This window comes from Bacillus sp. 16GRE42 (assembly GCF_019837435.1).
Taxonomy (GTDB): domain Bacteria; phylum Bacillota; class Bacilli; order Bacillales; family Bacillaceae_G; genus Bacillus_A; species Bacillus_A wiedmannii.
In genome coordinates this window covers 38,333-55,278 of record NZ_JADAXF010000004.1, presented here as the reverse complement: position 1 = coordinate 55,278, position 16,946 = coordinate 38,333, and the positions used below count along the sequence as shown (strand labels likewise).

The 16,946-nt window shown below is 35.9% G+C and carries 24 protein-coding genes and 1 pseudogene; 13 read left to right on the top strand and 12 right to left on the bottom strand.

Annotated elements, in window-relative coordinates; genetic code table 11:
• Entirely contained in the window at positions 1–816 is an 816-nt protein-coding gene (locus tag ILS93_RS20780; protein WP_222661204.1) for a YhfC family intramembrane metalloprotease, read from the bottom strand.
• Between the two features lie 99 nt (positions 817–915).
• Between ILS93_RS20780 and ILS93_RS20775 the strand changes: the two genes are divergently transcribed.
• Positions 916–1,647, top strand: a complete 732-nt coding sequence (locus tag ILS93_RS20775; protein ID WP_064476287.1) for a MerR family transcriptional regulator — start codon at positions 916–918, stop codon at positions 1,645–1,647.
• Positions 1,648–1,677: 30 nt separating this feature from the next.
• Here the strand turns inward: ILS93_RS20775 and ILS93_RS20770 are convergent, their stop codons facing one another.
• Positions 1,678–2,256, bottom strand: a complete 579-nt coding sequence (locus tag ILS93_RS20770) for a YhcN/YlaJ family sporulation lipoprotein (RefSeq protein ID WP_002191082.1) — start codon at positions 2,254–2,256, stop codon at positions 1,678–1,680.
• A 115-nt stretch (positions 2,257–2,371) separates the two neighbouring features.
• Between ILS93_RS20770 and ILS93_RS20765 the strand changes: the two genes are divergently transcribed.
• Positions 2,372–2,683, top strand: coding sequence for a YutD family protein (locus tag ILS93_RS20765; protein WP_002008894.1), 312 nt, complete (start codon positions 2,372–2,374; stop codon positions 2,681–2,683).
• A gap of 40 nt (positions 2,684–2,723) precedes the next feature.
• Here ILS93_RS20765 and ILS93_RS20760 read toward each other — a convergent pair whose 3' ends face one another.
• The 3 genes from ILS93_RS20760 to glpX form a co-directional block, all read right to left on the bottom strand.
• Positions 2,724–3,221, bottom strand: coding sequence for a hypothetical protein (locus ILS93_RS20760; RefSeq protein ID WP_064476288.1), 498 nt, complete (start codon positions 3,219–3,221; stop codon positions 2,724–2,726).
• Between the two features lie 373 nt (positions 3,222–3,594).
• Positions 3,595–3,861, bottom strand: coding sequence for a DUF3055 domain-containing protein (locus tag ILS93_RS20755; RefSeq protein WP_000392616.1), 267 nt, complete (start codon positions 3,859–3,861; stop codon positions 3,595–3,597).
• A gap of 16 nt (positions 3,862–3,877) precedes the next feature.
• Positions 3,878–4,849, bottom strand: coding sequence for a class II fructose-bisphosphatase (gene glpX / locus ILS93_RS20750; protein ID WP_064476289.1), 972 nt, complete (start codon positions 4,847–4,849; stop codon positions 3,878–3,880).
• A gap of 147 nt (positions 4,850–4,996) precedes the next feature.
• On the opposite strand from glpX, the gene ILS93_RS20745 reads away from it, so the two are divergent.
• From ILS93_RS20745 to ILS93_RS20730, 4 genes are all read left to right on the top strand, one after another.
• Positions 4,997–5,437 carry a DUF86 domain-containing protein gene (locus ILS93_RS20745; protein ID WP_064476290.1) on the top strand — a complete coding sequence of 147 codons (441 nt, stop codon included), beginning with the start codon at positions 4,997–4,999 and terminating at the stop codon, positions 5,435–5,437.
• A gap of 86 nt (positions 5,438–5,523) precedes the next feature.
• A complete protein-coding gene (locus tag ILS93_RS20740; RefSeq protein WP_064476291.1) occupies positions 5,524–6,156 on the top strand; it encodes a helix-turn-helix transcriptional regulator in 633 nt (210 codons plus the stop codon).
• A gap of 107 nt (positions 6,157–6,263) precedes the next feature.
• Entirely contained in the window at positions 6,264–7,028 is a 765-nt protein-coding gene (locus ILS93_RS20735; RefSeq protein ID WP_222661351.1) for a TIGR01457 family HAD-type hydrolase, read from the top strand.
• Between the two features lie 115 nt (positions 7,029–7,143).
• Positions 7,144–7,674, top strand: a complete 531-nt coding sequence (locus ILS93_RS20730; RefSeq protein WP_064476292.1) for a hypothetical protein — start codon at positions 7,144–7,146, stop codon at positions 7,672–7,674.
• A 32-nt stretch (positions 7,675–7,706) separates the two neighbouring features.
• Here ILS93_RS20730 and ILS93_RS20725 read toward each other — a convergent pair whose 3' ends face one another.
• On the bottom strand, positions 7,707–8,288 hold the full coding sequence (locus ILS93_RS20725; RefSeq protein ID WP_064476293.1) for an NAD(P)H-dependent oxidoreductase: 582 nt from the start codon (positions 8,286–8,288) through the stop codon (positions 7,707–7,709).
• Positions 8,289–8,903: 615 nt separating this feature from the next.
• On the opposite strand from ILS93_RS20725, the gene ILS93_RS20720 reads away from it, so the two are divergent.
• A complete protein-coding gene (locus ILS93_RS20720; RefSeq protein WP_088046861.1) occupies positions 8,904–9,383 on the top strand; it encodes a GNAT family N-acetyltransferase in 480 nt (159 codons plus the stop codon).
• Positions 9,384–9,403: 20 nt separating this feature from the next.
• Here ILS93_RS20720 and ILS93_RS20715 read toward each other — a convergent pair whose 3' ends face one another.
• Positions 9,404–9,895 carry a phosphatidylglycerophosphatase A family protein gene (locus ILS93_RS20715; protein WP_000665100.1) on the bottom strand — a complete coding sequence of 164 codons (492 nt, stop codon included), beginning with the start codon at positions 9,893–9,895 and terminating at the stop codon, positions 9,404–9,406.
• Between the two features lie 120 nt (positions 9,896–10,015).
• Between ILS93_RS20715 and yutH the strand changes: the two genes are divergently transcribed.
• Complete coding sequence (gene yutH, locus ILS93_RS20710; protein WP_000581260.1) at positions 10,016–11,017, top strand: spore coat putative kinase YutH; 1,002 nt, start codon at positions 10,016–10,018, stop codon at positions 11,015–11,017.
• A gap of 58 nt (positions 11,018–11,075) precedes the next feature.
• Here the strand turns inward: yutH and ILS93_RS20705 are convergent, their stop codons facing one another.
• The gene (locus tag ILS93_RS20705) at positions 11,076–11,291 is read right to left on the bottom strand and encodes a hypothetical protein (protein ID WP_064476294.1); all 216 of its coding nucleotides are present in this window, start codon (positions 11,289–11,291) and stop codon (positions 11,076–11,078) included.
• A gap of 313 nt (positions 11,292–11,604) precedes the next feature.
• Positions 11,605–11,841, bottom strand: coding sequence for a NifU family protein (locus ILS93_RS20700; protein WP_000431158.1), 237 nt, complete (start codon positions 11,839–11,841; stop codon positions 11,605–11,607).
• Positions 11,842–12,047: 206 nt separating this feature from the next.
• Between ILS93_RS20700 and ILS93_RS20695 the strand changes: the two genes are divergently transcribed.
• The 5 genes and pseudogenes from ILS93_RS20695 to phnA all read left to right on the top strand — a co-directional run bounded on the left by ILS93_RS20695 (position 12,048) and on the right by phnA (position 14,955).
• Positions 12,048–12,356 (top strand): YuzD family protein, encoded by a 309-nt coding sequence (locus tag ILS93_RS20695; RefSeq protein ID WP_048561653.1) that lies wholly within the window; start codon positions 12,048–12,050, stop codon positions 12,354–12,356.
• Positions 12,357–12,409: 53 nt separating this feature from the next.
• Positions 12,410–13,204: a nucleotidyltransferase domain-containing protein gene (locus tag ILS93_RS20690; protein WP_064476295.1), complete on the top strand. Its 795-nt coding sequence runs from the start codon at positions 12,410–12,412 to the stop codon at positions 13,202–13,204.
• Positions 13,205–13,300: 96 nt separating this feature from the next.
• Positions 13,301–13,978 carry a CPBP family intramembrane glutamic endopeptidase gene (locus ILS93_RS20685; RefSeq protein WP_088046863.1) on the top strand — a complete coding sequence of 226 codons (678 nt, stop codon included), beginning with the start codon at positions 13,301–13,303 and terminating at the stop codon, positions 13,976–13,978.
• A 119-nt stretch (positions 13,979–14,097) separates the two neighbouring features.
• Positions 14,098–14,379 (top strand): annotated as a pseudogene (locus ILS93_RS20680) (DUF2628 domain-containing protein); the annotation flags it as partial.
• Positions 14,380–14,613: 234 nt separating this feature from the next.
• Positions 14,614–14,955 (top strand): alkylphosphonate utilization operon protein PhnA, encoded by a 342-nt coding sequence (phnA, locus tag ILS93_RS20675; protein WP_000212737.1) that lies wholly within the window; start codon positions 14,614–14,616, stop codon positions 14,953–14,955.
• A gap of 92 nt (positions 14,956–15,047) precedes the next feature.
• On the opposite strand, the gene ILS93_RS20670 is transcribed toward phnA, so the two are convergent.
• The 3 genes from ILS93_RS20670 to ILS93_RS20660 are packed head-to-tail and all read right to left on the bottom strand — an operon-like array spanning position 15,048 to position 16,716.
• A complete protein-coding gene (locus tag ILS93_RS20670) occupies positions 15,048–15,845 on the bottom strand; it encodes an ABC transporter permease (protein ID WP_000679243.1) in 798 nt (265 codons plus the stop codon).
• A complete protein-coding gene (locus tag ILS93_RS20665) occupies positions 15,829–16,488 on the bottom strand; it encodes an ABC transporter ATP-binding protein (RefSeq protein ID WP_076541849.1) in 660 nt (219 codons plus the stop codon). The genes ILS93_RS20670 and ILS93_RS20665 overlap by 17 nt, the downstream gene beginning before the upstream one ends.
• 54 nt (positions 16,489–16,542) lie before the next feature.
• The gene (locus ILS93_RS20660) at positions 16,543–16,716 is read right to left on the bottom strand and encodes an aspartyl-phosphate phosphatase Spo0E family protein (protein WP_063222111.1); all 174 of its coding nucleotides are present in this window, start codon (positions 16,714–16,716) and stop codon (positions 16,543–16,545) included.
• Between the last annotated feature and the right edge of the window lie 230 nt (positions 16,717–16,946).

Genomic DNA, 16,946 nt, shown 5'->3' with positions numbered 1-16,946 from the left:
TTACGCCGGTACACTCATTAATTTCGCTTTCATTTTACGAATAAGAATGACAGCACCAATTGTGAAGAGAAGGGTAATTCCTTCTGCGACGAAGATGTTAATTGTTTTTGTTTGGTAAAGCGCCGCGAAAAAGTCTACAAATGCGTGGAATAATATAGCGTAAACAAGGAAGATATATTTCTTCTGTTTTACAGCGAATAAGACAAGCATTGTAAAGGCAATTTGTAATACAAGGGCCATAATTCTTTCCAAGCTGCCAAGGAAGTATAAATAAGCAGGTTGTTCTATTAACATATCCTTTACAACATCTAATTGTGGTAGTTTTTCTGCCATTTGAGCGAAGCTACCATTGTTAATAGCATTAGCGAATATAAGTGTCTGCAAGGCAGAGAATCCGCCAACTAAAATGGATTCAATCCCGCCATGACCAATTCCATAAGCGAAGCCATCTTTATATTCTAGATATTTTTTTAGTAGGAAGAAGAAGGCAACGAAGCGTCCTAATTCTTCAAAAATACCAGCAGTTAGTCCGCCATAAATTGCAAAGACAAACGGATTTTCTAAAAATGGAGCGATTGCTGGATTACCGCGCATAAATAGGTGGAACGGTGTTTCGAGAATTTGGGTAAATCCAATAAAGATGAGAACACCAACGCCGACCACTTTCCAATTAATATTATATTTTTTACGGAAATAAACGAGTACAACAATTGGGACCAGAACCGAAACAACGAGTTGAAATATGATGCTGGCAATTACAGTATTTGAAACCATACTTTCACCGCTTTCTAATATATGTACATATCTATTATGCATGAAATATGGGAGAGATGAAACTTTTAACAAAAAATGAATGTACTTATTGACTCTAACGTTGCGTCATACTTTATCGTATGTATTAAGGGGGAGATACACATGACAATGAAGGTAAAGGAAGTAGCTAATTTAGTTGGAATTAGTGTGCGCACACTGCATCATTACGATGAAATTGGGTTATTAACCCCAGACGAGACGACAGAGTCTGGATATCGTCTGTATTCCAATGAAAATTTAGAGACATTGCAGCAAATTTTATTTTTTAAAGAACTAGGCTTCCCTTTAAAGAAAATTAAAGAAATTATCATGAGTCCATCATTTGACCACGAAGAAGCACTACAGCTTCACAAGAAAATGCTTCTTGAAAAGCGTGCTAGGTTAGATAAAGTGATTGCGACGATTGATAAAACAATTCAGCATACAAAAGGAGAGATTGAAATGACGAATAAAGAGAAATTTGAAGGCTTCGATTTCAGCCATAATCCGTACGAAGAAGAAGCGCGTGAACGATGGGGAGACGCAGCTGTAGATAAAGCGAATGAATACGCGAAAGGTATGTCAAAAGACAATCAAGAAGAGTTTAATACGATTTATAGAAATTTGGCGGCGCTTAGACACGGCGCACCAGATTCTAAAGAGGCACAAGAAGCAATCGGGGTATGGTACGATTACTTGCAAAACTTCGGAGAATATTCATTAGATGCTTTTAAAGGACTCGGTCAAATGTATGTCGCTGATGAGCGCTTTACGAAAAATATCGATAAGTTTGGTGAGGGGTTAGCACAGTTTATGTGTGATGCGATGGAGGTTTATGCGGATTGTAAGAAATAGTAAAAAAGGTGGAGGTTTTCTCCACCTTCTTTATTTTTTTATCATATCATTCAAAGTCTGATCCCCCGTATTGTTCAAATGAGGATTTTTGCTCATTTCTCGCTTTAGCATATCAAGGCTTTGTGTATATTCTGTATCATTTAACGCGCCAGATTGAAGCCCTTGAATTTGAGAAATCAACTTTTGGTCTGTTGATACATATGCTTTATAATAGCGAGGGACGATGGACAAAGCAGCTTTATATACTTGATCTGCTACGAGTTTTGGATCCGTTGTGTTTGCACGGTATACAACAAATACTTCATCATCGGTAACGAGCGTAGCAGCGTTTGTAACGTCAGGAAGTTTGACTGTCATGCTTGTAATCATTTCAGCGACTTTCTCGCGGTTAATGGCTCCTACTTGTTTGTTAGATACTTCATGTTTTTGTTTAGATGAATAACCGACTCTTGTAAGCCGTGTATTTGTATTTTCCGTATGATACATGTCGTTTTTATTGGAAACAAGAACACGACTTCCTTCTTCACGTTCCATTTCGGCTTTATTCGTTGATTGACAGCCTGCAAATAAGGAAAGAGTGAGGAGAGAGAGTATAATTTGTTTTTTCACGATGTATCACCTCCTTCTCCATAGTATGCACTAATTTTCAATTTTTTGTATTTGAAATTGTTGGTTGGTATGCTTTGTGATACGATAAAAAGAAGAATGCTTAGAGAGGAAGTTAATGATGGAGCAAAAGCAAGAGCAAGAGATGCATGCTACGGTGAGCATTAATAATGTGCAGTACGAAGTAATTAAAAACTTTCGTGACGGTTTTAGTGAAGAAGCATTTAAAGAGCGTTATGCAGAAATTTTAAATAAATATGATTATATCGTTGGGGACTGGGGTTATGAGCAACTTAGATTGCGCGGTTTCTTTGATGATAGTAATCAACGTTCGACATATGATACGAAAATTAGTACGTTAACGGAGTATTTATACGAGTACTGTAACTTCGGTTGTGCACACTTTGTATTACGAAAAGTGAAGAAATAAAAAAATCCTCTTACGATTGTAAGAGGATTTTTTTACTTGCTCACAAACAAATTGAAATAGAATCACCTTCAGAAAGTATTGCATTTGGTTTCATTTGTTGTCCGTTCAATTGAATATCCCCATTTTTAATTTTATCCACAATGCGTGTACGGCTCCAGTCAGAAATATATGTGGATAAAGCTTTATCGATTCGGTGGGAACCGAAAACGATATCTAATACGATTGTAATTTCAGCTACGCCACTTTCTTTATGATGTGTAATGGAAATGGTAGTAGTTGTTTCTGTTTGATCTTGCGTATTCATGTCGACTGTTTCCACATGATCAGTAAATGATTTATAAATACGAAGTTTTTGGTTCCAAGTATGATCTTTCGGACATTTATAAATGGCAAAACGATATATATTTTTTCCGTTGGCGTTATGCCTACGAATATTCGTGTCAGTAAATAGGGTAGTGCGTCTGCAATTTTTACAATACTTTTCGATTGTATTTTGCTCATTTTCATATAAACTCCAAGAAAGTTGTACTTTCTGCATTTTCCTTCACCTCTTATAGTAGTGGTAAAGGAACGTAATACAGCTATTTGGATGTCTTGTAGTATGAAGACATGAGAAATAGACAAAAATAAAAGGAGGTTCCCCAAAGAGGAACCTCCGTAAACATCATACTACAGATGCGTTACGTTCCTTTGTAATGGGAATGGGCAGATTACTCCCTTGAAAAAGCATGGTGCTTTTTTGAGAGTAATGCTATCCAATTGCTGGTCCATTACAAAGTAAATGTTGGCATACGTAGATAACGTCCTTTCTATCCAAATAGATTTATTCTTAATTATAACATAGAAGATTGAAAATTCAAAACTCTTATAACGGAAAAACACCAGCTAACATAGCTGGTGCCTACGATAAATTATATAAGTTCAAATAAAAATGAGCGTAGTTCTTCTGCAATTTCTTCAGTCATCGAAAATGCATGCTCTAAGTAGCCTGGTTCGTTTAAATCGTCAGGACCGATGATTGCAAATCTATTGCGCTGCATATCAAGGACAATTGTTTTACCGTAATGACGATCGGAGTATAAAAGCGCTAAATCATGACGCTCATTTTCTCCCATAAAGCTAACGAAACGAGTTCTTGTAGCGACTGTATCGTCGTACAGAAAGAAACGTTCTTCCATACACATGGCTCCTTTATTAAATATCTAAGTTTAAGTGTGGTTTATGATCTAAATGGTGATGCGTTTTAATGAATCGTACCGTTCTTGTTTTGTAACGCATAACGATAGAATATGTTTCAGCTAAATCTCCGCCAAGGAATTTCACACCGTCTAATAACTCACCAGCAGATACACCAGTTGCTGAGAAGATTGCATCATCCCCAGATACTAAGTCATCTAACATAAGCAGTTGACGAGGATCTTCTAATCCCATTTCACGACAACGAGCTTCTTCTTCTTCGTTCATTGGAACTAAGCGAGCTTGCATTTCACCTTCAAGGCATTTTAATGCTGCTGCAGAAATAACACCTTCTGGAGCTCCGCCAATACCTACGAATAAATCAATACCCGTTCCAGGTAGTGCTGTTGCGATTGACGCACCAACATCACCATCACCAAATAACTTTACGCGTGCACCTTTTGCACGAACACGTTCAATAATATCTTGATGACGTTCACGTTCTTGCACGATAACTGTTAGATCGCGAATCTTTTTATTGTTAGCTTCTGCTACAATTTCAATTGTTTTTTCAATTGGATCATCTAAGCTAATTTTACCAGCTGCTTTTGGACCAACCGCGATTTTTTCCATGTACATATCAGGAGCATGAAGAAGGTTTCCTTTATCGGCGATTGCGATAACTGCCATTGCATTTGCAAGACCTTTTGCAACGATGTTTGTACCTTCTAATGGGTCAACGGCGATGTCTACTTCTGGACCGTTACCTGTTCCTAGTTCTTCACCAATATACAACATCGGTGCTTCATCAAGTTCTCCTTCACCGATTACAACTGTACCTGCCATGTTTACTGAATCAAACATATCACGCATTGCTGTAGTTGCTGCATCATCTGCTTCGTTTTTCTTTCCGCGGCCCATCCACTGTGCGGATGCTAATGCTGCTGCTTCTGTTACACGGACAATTTCTAGTGCGAGTTCACGTTCCAAGATTCCATTCCTCCAATTTCAAAAATCATACAAATATAACTATAACAAATAACGGAGAAAAGGTGAATTCGAAAAATTGTCGATTTTTTCAGAAGAAAGCGTTACAATTAAAATGTAAATGCTTTAATTTCCAGGTAGGTGACATTCATGTATTTTGTAGACAGAAAGAAAATAGAACAAATGCTAGTATGTTTAGAACGAGCAACAAGTACATTTCAAGAGAAAAAGATATATGAAACCGAGTTTGAATTTTACGCATTAGAACGCATAGCCCATCTAATTATTGATTGTGTATTAGATGTAGGGAATGCGATGATTGATGGATTTATTATGCGCGATCCAGGAAGTTATGAAGATATTATCGACATTTTGATGGACGAGCGAGTGATAAGTGCAGAAGAAGGAAGAGGAATGAAAGAAATTATCCTTCTTCGAAAAATGCTTACGCAAGATTATATTCAAATGAATCATGATGAATTATATAAGACGATTCAAAAACATATTGCAGTGGTAGAGAAATACCCAGCAAATATTCGCAGTTATTTAGAGAAGGAATTAGGACCTGTATCTGCATTTGTACCAGAATAATTATGCTTATAAGATCCCCAGGACTATCTTTTGGGGATCTTATATTGTATGTGAGAAAGTAAAGGGAGAAGGGAGAAGGGTGAAGCATGGGGGAAGCACGTACGACGAAAGATGAAATTGTGCAATTGTTGAAAGTAAAGGGAGAGCACACGGTAGCGGAATTAGCTGATGTTTTAGAGATTACAGAAATGGCGATTCGAAGACATTTAAGTAATCTTGAGAAAGATGGTTTCATTTATTCTAAGATGGTAAGACAACATGTCGGAAGACCAACTTATTTGTATGGATTAAGTGAAAAGGGAGAAGATACATTCCCGAAAGAGTATAAGCAATTTGCGATTGATATGCTAGAAGATTTAGCTCGAATGGGTGATGAAAAAATACTTAGTCACATTTTAAAAGAGAGAACGAAGCGAATGGAAGACCAGTTGCAAAAGCGAGTGAGTAATCAGAAGAGTTTAGCATATAAAGTGCAAGAGATAGCAGCTATGCAAGAGAAAAATGGTTATATGGTTCAAATAAAGAGAGATGGAGAGAACTCTTTCGTAATTGAAAAACAAAACTGTCCGTTAAAAGAAATTGCAGAGAGATTCCCGCAAGTATGCGAAGATGAAAAAGAGATGTATAATCGTTTATTTGCAGGAGCAGATGTAAAGACGTTGGCAAACATGTGTGAGGGCGATTGTAGTTGTTCTTACCAAGTAAAAGAGAAAAAATGAACGTTATGGGGCGCTTTAAGGTAAAGCGTTTTTTTCTTTGGAAAAAGCGGGTAATATAAGAGTGGTATGATAGGTGAGAACGTTAGCATAGAAGGAGAGACATAATGATGTATAAAGGTTACTTAATTGACTTAGACGGTACGATGTATCGCGGAGAAGAACAAATTGAAGAAGCAAGCGACTTCGTAAAAGCATTAGGAGAGCGCGGCATTCCTTATTTATTCGTTACGAATAATTCGACGCGTAAACCAGAACAAGTGGCAGAAAAACTTGTTCGTTTCGATATTCCAGCGGAAGCAGAGCAAGTATTCACAACGAGTATGGCGACAGCGAACTTTATTTATGAACGTAAACAAGATGCAAAGGTATATATGATTGGTGAAGAAGGCTTACATGATGCGCTTGTGGAAAAAGGGTTTGAACTTGTGGATGAAAATCCTGATTTCGTTGTTGTTGGTTTAGATCGTGACATCACATATGAAAAATTAGCAAAAGCTTGTCTTGCTGTGCGTAACGGCGCAACGTTTATTTCTACAAATGGAGACATTGCCATTCCGACTGAGCGCGGATTATTACCAGGTAACGGTTCATTAACATCAGTTGTAGCAGTATCAACAGGTGTGGAGCCAATCTTTATCGGAAAACCAGAATCAATCATTATGGAACAAGCGTTAAAAGTGCTTGAGATAGGAAAAGATGAAGCATTAATGGTTGGGGATAACTACGATACAGACATTTTAGCGGGAGTAAATGCTGGCATGCATACGCTTCTTGTCCACACTGGAGTCACAACTGTGGAGAAGTTAACAGAATATGAAGTACAACCAACGCAAGTTGTGCATAACTTGACGGAGTGGATTGAGAAGATGTAATGAAAAACAGGTAACCGGAAGTGGTTACCTGTTTTTTTATGCATAATTGCATATGTGCTATTGTTATATAAAATGTAAAATTTATATGTAATGATATTGAGGGGAGGGAATTAGAGTGTACTGGATGTCATGTATTATGTTTGTTTTTACATTATGTGTTTTATTTTTTGTTCTATGGAAGATATATAAAATAAATGAAATGAAAAAAAGTGTGGGAAAACTTATTGCAACATATCCACGAGTGAAGAGACGTTGGATTGCATTACTTGGACCAGCATATTTCATTGGACAATGTATGTATATATATGCTCAGTACGTAAGTGGCGATATTGATACAGCTGAACAGTTTCTTATTCAGTCGGGTAGTTATGTTGTAGCAAGTTGTTTTATGACTTTAATAGCTATCCATCTTATTAAAAGTGTACAAATATATGAAAAAGGTGTAGTAGACGGATTAAACTTTTATTCATACGAAGAATTAAAAGGCTATAAAACATCGACATGGGAAAATCCAAAAGAAAATATATTTTTATATCGCGGGCGAGAAAAAATGAATGACAATGTGAATTTACTTATTAGACAGGAAGATATGAATGAATTAGAAAGCATTCTTCAAAGATATATTCCGAAATTAATGATGAAATAAAAAACTCCGGTTTTAACAACCGGAGTTTTTTATTAGAATGCACGATTTACTACCTCTTTCACTTCTTCAAGATATTGTTTACGCACATTATCATCCACAGAAGGAACACTCGTATAGAATGTATGCTCAATTGTTTCAATGCCTGTAAACTCAAAAATACCAACATCCGCTGTTTTCTTCATTGCTTCAAACATACCGCCTGCTGTGTATGCTTCTTTCGTATTTCCCATTGTGGATAATAATAATCCTTTTTTACCGCTTAATAACTTTTCAATACCATTTTCACCGTAAGCATAAGCGAAGCCATGGCTAAATACACGGTCAACGTATCCTTTTAAAATAGCAGGAAGTCCCGCCCACCAAACTGGATAAATGAATGTAATGCTATCGGCCCAAGAGATGTGCTCTTGCTCTTCTTTAATATCTTCTGGTGTATTTCCTTGAGAAAATGAGATGAAATCGGAAGCGCCTAATACTGGATTGAAGTTTAATTCGTATAGATCACGAACGCGTACTTCATGACCTTTTTCTTCTAATTCACTTTTTACCGTTTCTAAAATTGCATGGTTGAAGCTTTCTGTATTTGGGTGTGCATAAACGATTACATGTTTCATTGCTCTTCCTCCTATTTGTGGATATGTGAATAGTTTTTTATTTATGTAACTATTATGGTTACTTCTTTTGCGGAAGTCAAATGATACATATGTATAAAAAGACGGCAAAAATCGTCTTTCTATACCCCACTCATACAAAGAACAAAGAAAACAAATAAAATGATGACAATACCAATGCCGAAATTAAATACGAGAGTACTATCCATATTATGTAACCTCCTTATTTGAAAGTAAAAAGCACTCTAGCCAAGAGTGCTTTTTTTATTTTGAGTCTACTTCAAAACTTTGAGAAAAGGGTTCATGCATGTAAAGAGTTACATTATTTTATGTGTTTATATGTTGAAATGAGTAAGTCCTTGTGAGATATAAAAAAAAGACACTCTTTCGAGTGTCTTTCATGATGACAAAATGTGCCAATTGCTTGAGTTCGATAAGGCGCTAATATCCGTTTTAACGCCTTTTCTTTGATCAAGAAGTGTAGCAACAGCGATTCAAATAAATTGTATCATTTGTTTCATAGGTGTGCGTATGTAATTATGCATATTCCAATTAGAGGGAAATGAGGCGCGAAAAATGAATGAGTATATATAGAATATTTGATTAGGAGAGAGAAGGATGGATATACATAAGTTAACGGTAGCAGAAGCAAATGAGATAAATACGTGGACGTATGAAGAACCTTATGATTTGTATAATTTTTCAGGAGAGGAAGAAGCAATAGAAGAATTATTAGATGGGACGTATTATGGCTGTTGTGACGATAAGGGAGAGTTTATCGGCTATTTTTGTTTTGGGGAAAATGCACAAGTACCAGGTGGAAGAGATGCTCATTTATATGGTGGAGAAGATGTAATTGATATCGGACTTGGCATGAAGCCAGCGTTAACAGGGAAAGGGCTGGGTAACATATTTTTTCAAGCTGGGATAGCCTTTGCAGCGAAAGAATATAAGCCGAAGATGTTTCGACTTAGTGTAGCGACATTTAATACAAGGGCGATTACGCTATATAAAAAAATAGGTTTTCAACAAGGTCCTATTTTTTTAAGCCGCGGAAGAGAATTTATGCTCATGGAATATGAAAGACCGTCAGTATGAAACTGACGGTCTTTCATATTTTATTCCGAATGCTCAGCTCTATGCGCTAAGCGGCTTGAAGCAGCGGCAGCAATTCCGCCAACGATATCATCAAGGAATGTATGCACCTTTCCAGATGATTTATCATTTAAGAATTCTAAAATACCAGGTTTTAATTTATCGATATATCCAAAGTTCGTGAAACCGATAGAGCCGTACACATTAACGATAGAAAGTGCGATCACTTCATCAATTCCGTATAAGCCTTCATCACGTTTTACGATATCTTGTAACGGCTCACTTAACATTCCTTTTTCAGCAAGAACATCGAGTTCGATACCAGTAATCAGTGCGTTTTGTACTTCACGTTTTGATAATACACGCTCAACGTTATAACGGCATTCTGACATCTCTAAATTTGGATGATATTTTTTTTGAAGAAAATGAACAAGCTCAGCAATATCGTCAATTGTTACACCGCGCTCTTGTAATAGTTGTAATGCTCTTTCTTGTAGTTGATTTGATTCTTTCATGTTTATCACCTTTTTTTCTTTTTAGTATTTGTATACGTTTCGTTGCTTTATCATGTGCATAGGAATGAAAGGCGAGCACAAGCTCATATATATAAAGAAAAACCATAGGTGGCGACTGCGATGATTCATCATATTTATGAGCATTATCACATGCATGTTAAAGAATTAATCCCCCTTGGCCCCTATAAAAGCTTTTGGATTCGCAACAAAATTTATGTACTTGTTCCAATTGGAGAAATGGAGGAAGAAGTACTTGTAGAGATGAAAAAGCTCAGTGACTATATGAACCAGCAAGGGGATATAACTGTAGCGACTTTCGTTCCGACTATACACGGCTACTATGTATGTGAGATAGAAGAACAAAATTACTGCTTATTAAAAGGTATGCGTGCGTTAGAACGACATGCTACATCATTAGGAAGTGAGCTTTCTATATTCCATAAACGAGGCGCATTCTTTCCAGAAGAAATCGAGCAATTAAGCCGCATTGGTGAATGGAAAGCGTTATGGGAAAAAAGACTCGACCAATTAGAAAAGTTTTGGCAATCACAAGTGATGAACCACCCTACAGACGTATTCGATCAATTGTTTATTGAATCCTTCCCGTATTACTTAGGAGTTGCAGAAAATGCAATTCAATATGTTGTCGATACAGAGATGGATGATACGCCGCAAATGACTGATGCAGCAACAATTTGCCAAGAACGATTCACACCTTTATTATGGCATCAAACGAAGCGCCTCAAACTTCCTTTTGATTGGGTGTATGATCACCCAACTCGAGATATGGCAGAATTAATCCGCTATATGATGATAGAAAAAAAGAAAGACTGGGAGCAAACAATCGTTCAATTTGTTACAGACTATGAACGAAATTATTCGCTATCCTCTTTTGGTTGGCGCTTATTATTTGCAAGGCTCCTGTTCCCACTTCACTATTTTGAAACAGTCGAACGATATTACCAAACAGGAAATGAAGAACAAAAAAGCATATATAGAGATCGCTTAGAAGCCATTTTACACGATGTGAACCGCTCTGAGCAATTTATGAAGCACTTTTATGGATCACTTCGTTTACCAGTTGATAAGTTAGGTATTAGGAAATTAGATTGGCTATCTTAAAATAAAAAAGAGACCGGGTGAGGTCTCTTTTTTTTATACTACAATTGTATGTAATACATTATGCCCCTACCTGTTGATCTGTACATATATTTAAAATGAATTGATGTCTTTCGATTTTTTCATTTACTTTACTCAATAATTCTTGCTGGATTTCTTTAAATAAAAATTGATAGCTTGTATTCCATGTTGGTATAACGGATGAAAGGTCTAATAAATATTCTTTTTTCTTTTCTAGTTCTTGAATTGTTAAAAAAGTGTTTCCCATTCTTGGCATGTGTCGTCCCCCTATGTTTTTTTCTGTATATGTGTGAACGATTCTATAGTATTAATTATCTCACTTTTTGAGAAGGATTTCCAATTTTGTTTTATGATGTTAAAGGAGAAGTGTTATTTGAATAAAAAAAGAGACCCATTTGGGTCTCTTTCTAGGAAGCGATTCTGAACGAGCCGCTTCCGCTTTTAGATTAATATCTAGCTTCAGCGGCTAGAACAGTCGGCCATTTCGCGCCTTCCTGTGAGGCAAAAAGCGCCTCTTCGTCAGGAGCTCCAATGACCTCCTGTTCTGAATGAGCCGCTTCCGCTTTTAATTAAAATACTTGTTCTACTTCAATAACGCCTGGTACTTCTTCAAGTAATGCGCGTTCGATACCAGCTTTTAGTGTGATTGTAGAACTTGGGCAGCTTCCGCAAGCACCCATAAGGCGTAATTTTACGATACCTTCTTCAATGTCTACTAATTCAACGTCTCCGCCATCGCGAAGTAAGAATGGACGTAATTTATCTAATACTTCTAGTACTTGTTCTTCCATATGTGGGTTTTCCATTTTTATCGACTCCTTTCATCAATTTTATTATAATCAAGATAGAGGGGAAAATCTATTTTTTCTGTTCTTGTTTTAATGTCGAAATTTTTTATCATGTTTATAACGTGTTTTTTCAGTATAGGGGTAGGGAATAAGTTTGTAAAATGATGTGCTTATGTACTAAGACATCTGAATATACTGTTGAAACAAGAAGTGGGGGAGAAGAAATGGTTAATGTGCAAGTGTATGGGACGAAAGTAATTTGTGCAAGCTGCGTTGGAATGCCATCTTCAACAGAAACGTTTGAATGGTTACAAGCGGCAATTGGGCGTAAATATGAAGGACAAGAAAATAAATTTAATTTCGAGTATATTGATTTTCAAGAAAAACAAGAAGATGAAGATAAAAAAGCATTCGCAGAGCGCGTAGTGGAGGAAGATCTATTTTATCCAGTCGTTCTTGTAAATGGAGAAGTTGTTGGAGAAGGAAATCCTCGTTTGAAGGATGTTTACGAAGAAATCGAGAAATATTTATAAAACAGGAAGCCTTTGCGAATTCGCAAAGGCTCTTTTTTATTGGAGGGATAGATGTGAAAAATGGAGTGAAGTATGCGTTACCAACGGAAGTACAACAGTTAATGGAGCGGTACACAGTAGAATTAAAAGAAATTTTTTTGGACGAAAAGATAGTCGGGGTATATATTTACGGCTCCATCGCACTTGGTGCATTTCATGCAGAAACGAGCGATGTTGATTTTGTTACGGTAATAAGTGATTCTGTGAATGAAGCTGAAAAACAGCAACTTGTAGAACTTCATAAGAAACTTAGTGATAGTACGTTAGGTAAAAGAATGGATGGTATGTATATTCCGCTTGCTGATTTAGGAAAATACAATGATGAAATGAATGAGTACGTGTATTGTGCAGATGGTAAAGCAAATATAGGTCATTGGGATATTAATGCGGTCACATGGTGGACGTTAAAAAATCAAGGTATTACAGTTACTGGGAAAGAAGCTGAAGATCTTTCGTTTCAAATAAGGTGGGACGATGTAGTAAATACGATGAAATACAACGTAGAACAATACTGGAGTGAAAAAGCAAAGCAGCCATATTTATTTTTCGTAGAAGAGTGGGTAGAATCAGCTGTCGTTACGATGGGCCGTATTTTATATACACTGGATCATAAAACAATTGTTTCAAAAGATAGTGGATTGCAATACTTGTTAGAACGTTCAGCGGAAGAATGGGGGCTTTTATTAAAAGAAGTAGCGAGAATACGGCAGAATCCAAAAGAAAAGCGAATGCTCTCAAGGTGGAGAAGGGCAGATATGACGAGGAAGTACTTACTGCATTTAATTGAAACATGTAGAGAGAAATGGTAGGAAAAAAACAGATGATACATTAGATTGTATCGTCTGTTTTTGTGTTAGAATTGGTATATAATGGATTAAAAGGTTTAATTATACTGGAGGGATAGGATGAATACAGAATTAGCTACATATGAAGAAAAGAATGTACAAATGAGTATGCGCGAAGTAATTAGTATGATAATAATTATTTTTGGAGTCATGTATGGAATTGATTTTTTGAACATTATATATGACTCTTCCTTATATCCATGGTATGTAGATTATCTTATTCCGCCTTTAACATTTCTTACTATTATTTTAATATACTCACCAGTAAGAAATTACTGTGCACATTTATTAAAATCAATACAGTTCAATAATTTTAAGCATTATGTAACGATAGTAATGACGATGATCGTACTGCTTATATATCTTGCGGTATTAAATTTAGTTTTACCACATGGGCTTGGTGTGAATGAATCTAATATAGTAATAGAGCCTACTAAAAGTGAAATCATTTTATACGTAGTTGTACTCACAATTTTCGCACCGATTTGGGAAGAACTTTTATTTCGGGGGATGTTTTTCACAAAATTATCTCAGCGCTTTTCTACACTTACTAGTATTGTTATAAGTGCTTTTATATTTACTTTAGGGCATCCACTTACTTTAGGTGGTGTTTTATATATTTTTGGTGGTGGTATATGTTTAGCCTACACTTATAAGAAAACAAATAATTTACTCGTTCCATGGGTAATTCATTTATTCAATAATTCATTTTTTATATTAGTAAATTTTCAACTGTAAAAAGACGCCTTTTTGAAAAGGGCGTCTTTCGTATTTTGAAGAAATGGATTTACATGTACTGTGTAGAGGTAAGGTAATACGAAATATAGATAGTTTCATGTGAAACATTTTTATTATCAAATATACAAAATGTCGTTCGCTAAAGTAGTGAAGGTGTTACTTTAGAGATTATGACAGATGATCCAACTTGGAAGTTTGTGAAGAAAGAAAAAGATTATGACGTAGTAGAGTTTACTGGTTATGATTATACAGAGAAGAAAAATGTGAAAATAAAATTTGCTGTTTATTTTAGTGAAGACTATTTTGAATGGCAAGAAGTATATGAGAATAATAAAAAGTTAAGTGAAGAAGAGTTAGAAGAGTATCAATTTTATATTGAAGAAAATAGTTGGAGTTTCTAGTGAAAACTCGTTCATTTTGAAAAGAAGAATCCTGTGAAGGTTCATTTTTTTTATTGGAAACACCATACGAATTGAAAATTTGTAAAATACAATAATAAATGAGAATTCCAGGTAGGCTTGTCAATAACGTAAGACTATGGCACTATAAAGAAATGCTGTACAAATTTTATTTATCGAGATGTAAACATCAATTTTGATTTTTACGTATAAATAATGAACGGAGGAAATGAATTTATGGCTACTTTACCAAATTGTCCAAAATGTAATTCAGAATATACGTATGAGGATGGCGTTCTATTCGTATGTCCAGAATGTGCTCATGAGTGGGGCCAAGAAGCAGAAGCTGAAAATAATGATGGTGCAAAAGTTGTAAAAGATGCAAACGGAAACGTTCTTCAAGATGGCGATGCTGTTACTGTCATTAAAGATTTAAAAGTAAAAGGAACTTCTTCAGTTGTGAAGATCGGTACGAAAGTAAAGAGTATCCGTCTAGTTGATGGCGATCACGATATTGATTGTAAAATCGACGGTTTCGGAGCTATGAAGTTAAAATCACAGTTCGTTAAGAAGGCGTAAGTAAAAAGAGGAGGCGATTAGCCTCCTCTTTTTTATTGTCATTTTTTATCGGTAAGTCTATATAATTTTATTTACCGTGAACAGTGCAACATTTACCGCGCACCATAGTCAATTTCTTTTAACTGACACCGTTTATTAAAGAATGTTTTATATCCAAGCTGTAAAAAGATAATGACAGCAAAGGCAGTACTCCCAGAAATACCGAGTATGATGGCGATTTGATATTGAATGGCTGTAAATGGTGATACACCAGCTAAGATTTGACCAGTCATCATGCCTGGTAGGCTTATAATTCCCATTCCGACCATGGAGTTGATTGTTGGTAAAATAGCAGAGTCAAAAGCGTCACGTATGAGCGGAGCAGTTGCTTCTTTCGGTGTTGCACCGAGCATAAGTGCTCCTTCAATTTGACCTCTTTGCGATTTCATATTGTTTAAGAACGTATTTGCACCGAGAGAAACACCTGTCATTGCATTTCCAACTAACATTCCTGTAATCGGAACGATATATTGCGGAGCATACCAAGGATCATGCCCGATAATAACAAAGATAAATAGTAGAAGTGGCCCGATTGATCCGGCAACCATGGAAAGCGCGGCTACTCGTTTTAAGTCTTTTGACATCGGGATGTTAACTCGTTTATAAATATTAAAAATGGCAAAGGTAGTAATAGAAGTAATAAGAGCAATTGTATAAAATGGATTACTATTTTCAAATACGTATGTAAGGACATATGCAACAAGTACGAGCTGAATCGTCATACGGAATGTTGCGAGCGCAATTTGTTTTTCACGCGGTATTCCTTTTAATTTTACAAGACCTATTAAAATAAGAATAAAAATATATGCAGCGGCAAGTTGCCAAATTTGGAGTTCAATAACGCCCTTCAACTGAGAGCACTTCCTTTCTAGTTGCACCGTTTGTTTTGCTAATTTCAATAATATCGTCTGCAATTTCTTCTGGAAGTTGTTGTGAGTGTGTGATGAAGATAACTGTTTTTTTCTTTTCTTTTGCTAGCATAGTAAATTGTTTCATAACGCGGCGTTCTGTATCGCTATCTAGTGCCGAGGTTGGTTCATCTAATAAATAAACAGGTGGATCCATAAGTACGATACGTGCAAAAGCAAGTCGCTGTTTTTCTCCGCCTGATAATGAATCGGCGTTGTCTTCTAAATTTTTTTCTAAGCTAACAGTCGTTAGTGCGCCTCGCAAAATATCATCATTTGGAAATGGTTTTTCAGAAAGACGAAGTCCCATTAATAAATTGTCTTTAATCGTTCCATCAAAAATAGGTGGAGTTTGCCCAAGCATGACTACGTCACGTCGTAATTGAATAGGAGGATAATCAGAAATCAGCTTTCCGTTATATTCAATTGTACCGGATGTTGGAGATTGTAAATCATTTAGCATGCGAAGCAATGTACTTTTTCCGCTCCCACTCTCACCGATAATACATGTAATTTTTTCTTTTTGAATCTGTAAATAAGGAATGTGTAGTATATCTTTGTATGTAACGTCTTTTAATATAAACATAAATGGCTCCTTTCTGATTCTATTTATATCGTATCAAAAAAGAGAAGATAACGGTTATAAAGAGCAACGTTTTTTCTTCGTCTTGAGTTTTATTAATAAGTTAAGTAAACGATCTAATTCTTGACTGAAAGAAATCACTTTATCATGAGTGAATCCGTACTTTTCAACGAGATAGATCAATTCTTTCTTCTTTACTTCTATTCGATTGTTTAGTTTCGTTAAGTTCATAAGTGAAATGGAATACCTCCTGTAAAAGTGTTTACAACATAAAAAAATAAGACCGAATGACTTCGGTCTTAAAGGAAATAAAACAACTTATAAATAGCATACACTGTTCATCGATAGTTTTTAATATAAAAATGAAAAATAAATCATTATCCATATTGAGAAAGATGTGTCTGAAAATTATATTGTAACTCATAAAAGAGGCTGCCTACTTAGTAGACAGCTTGTAAAGT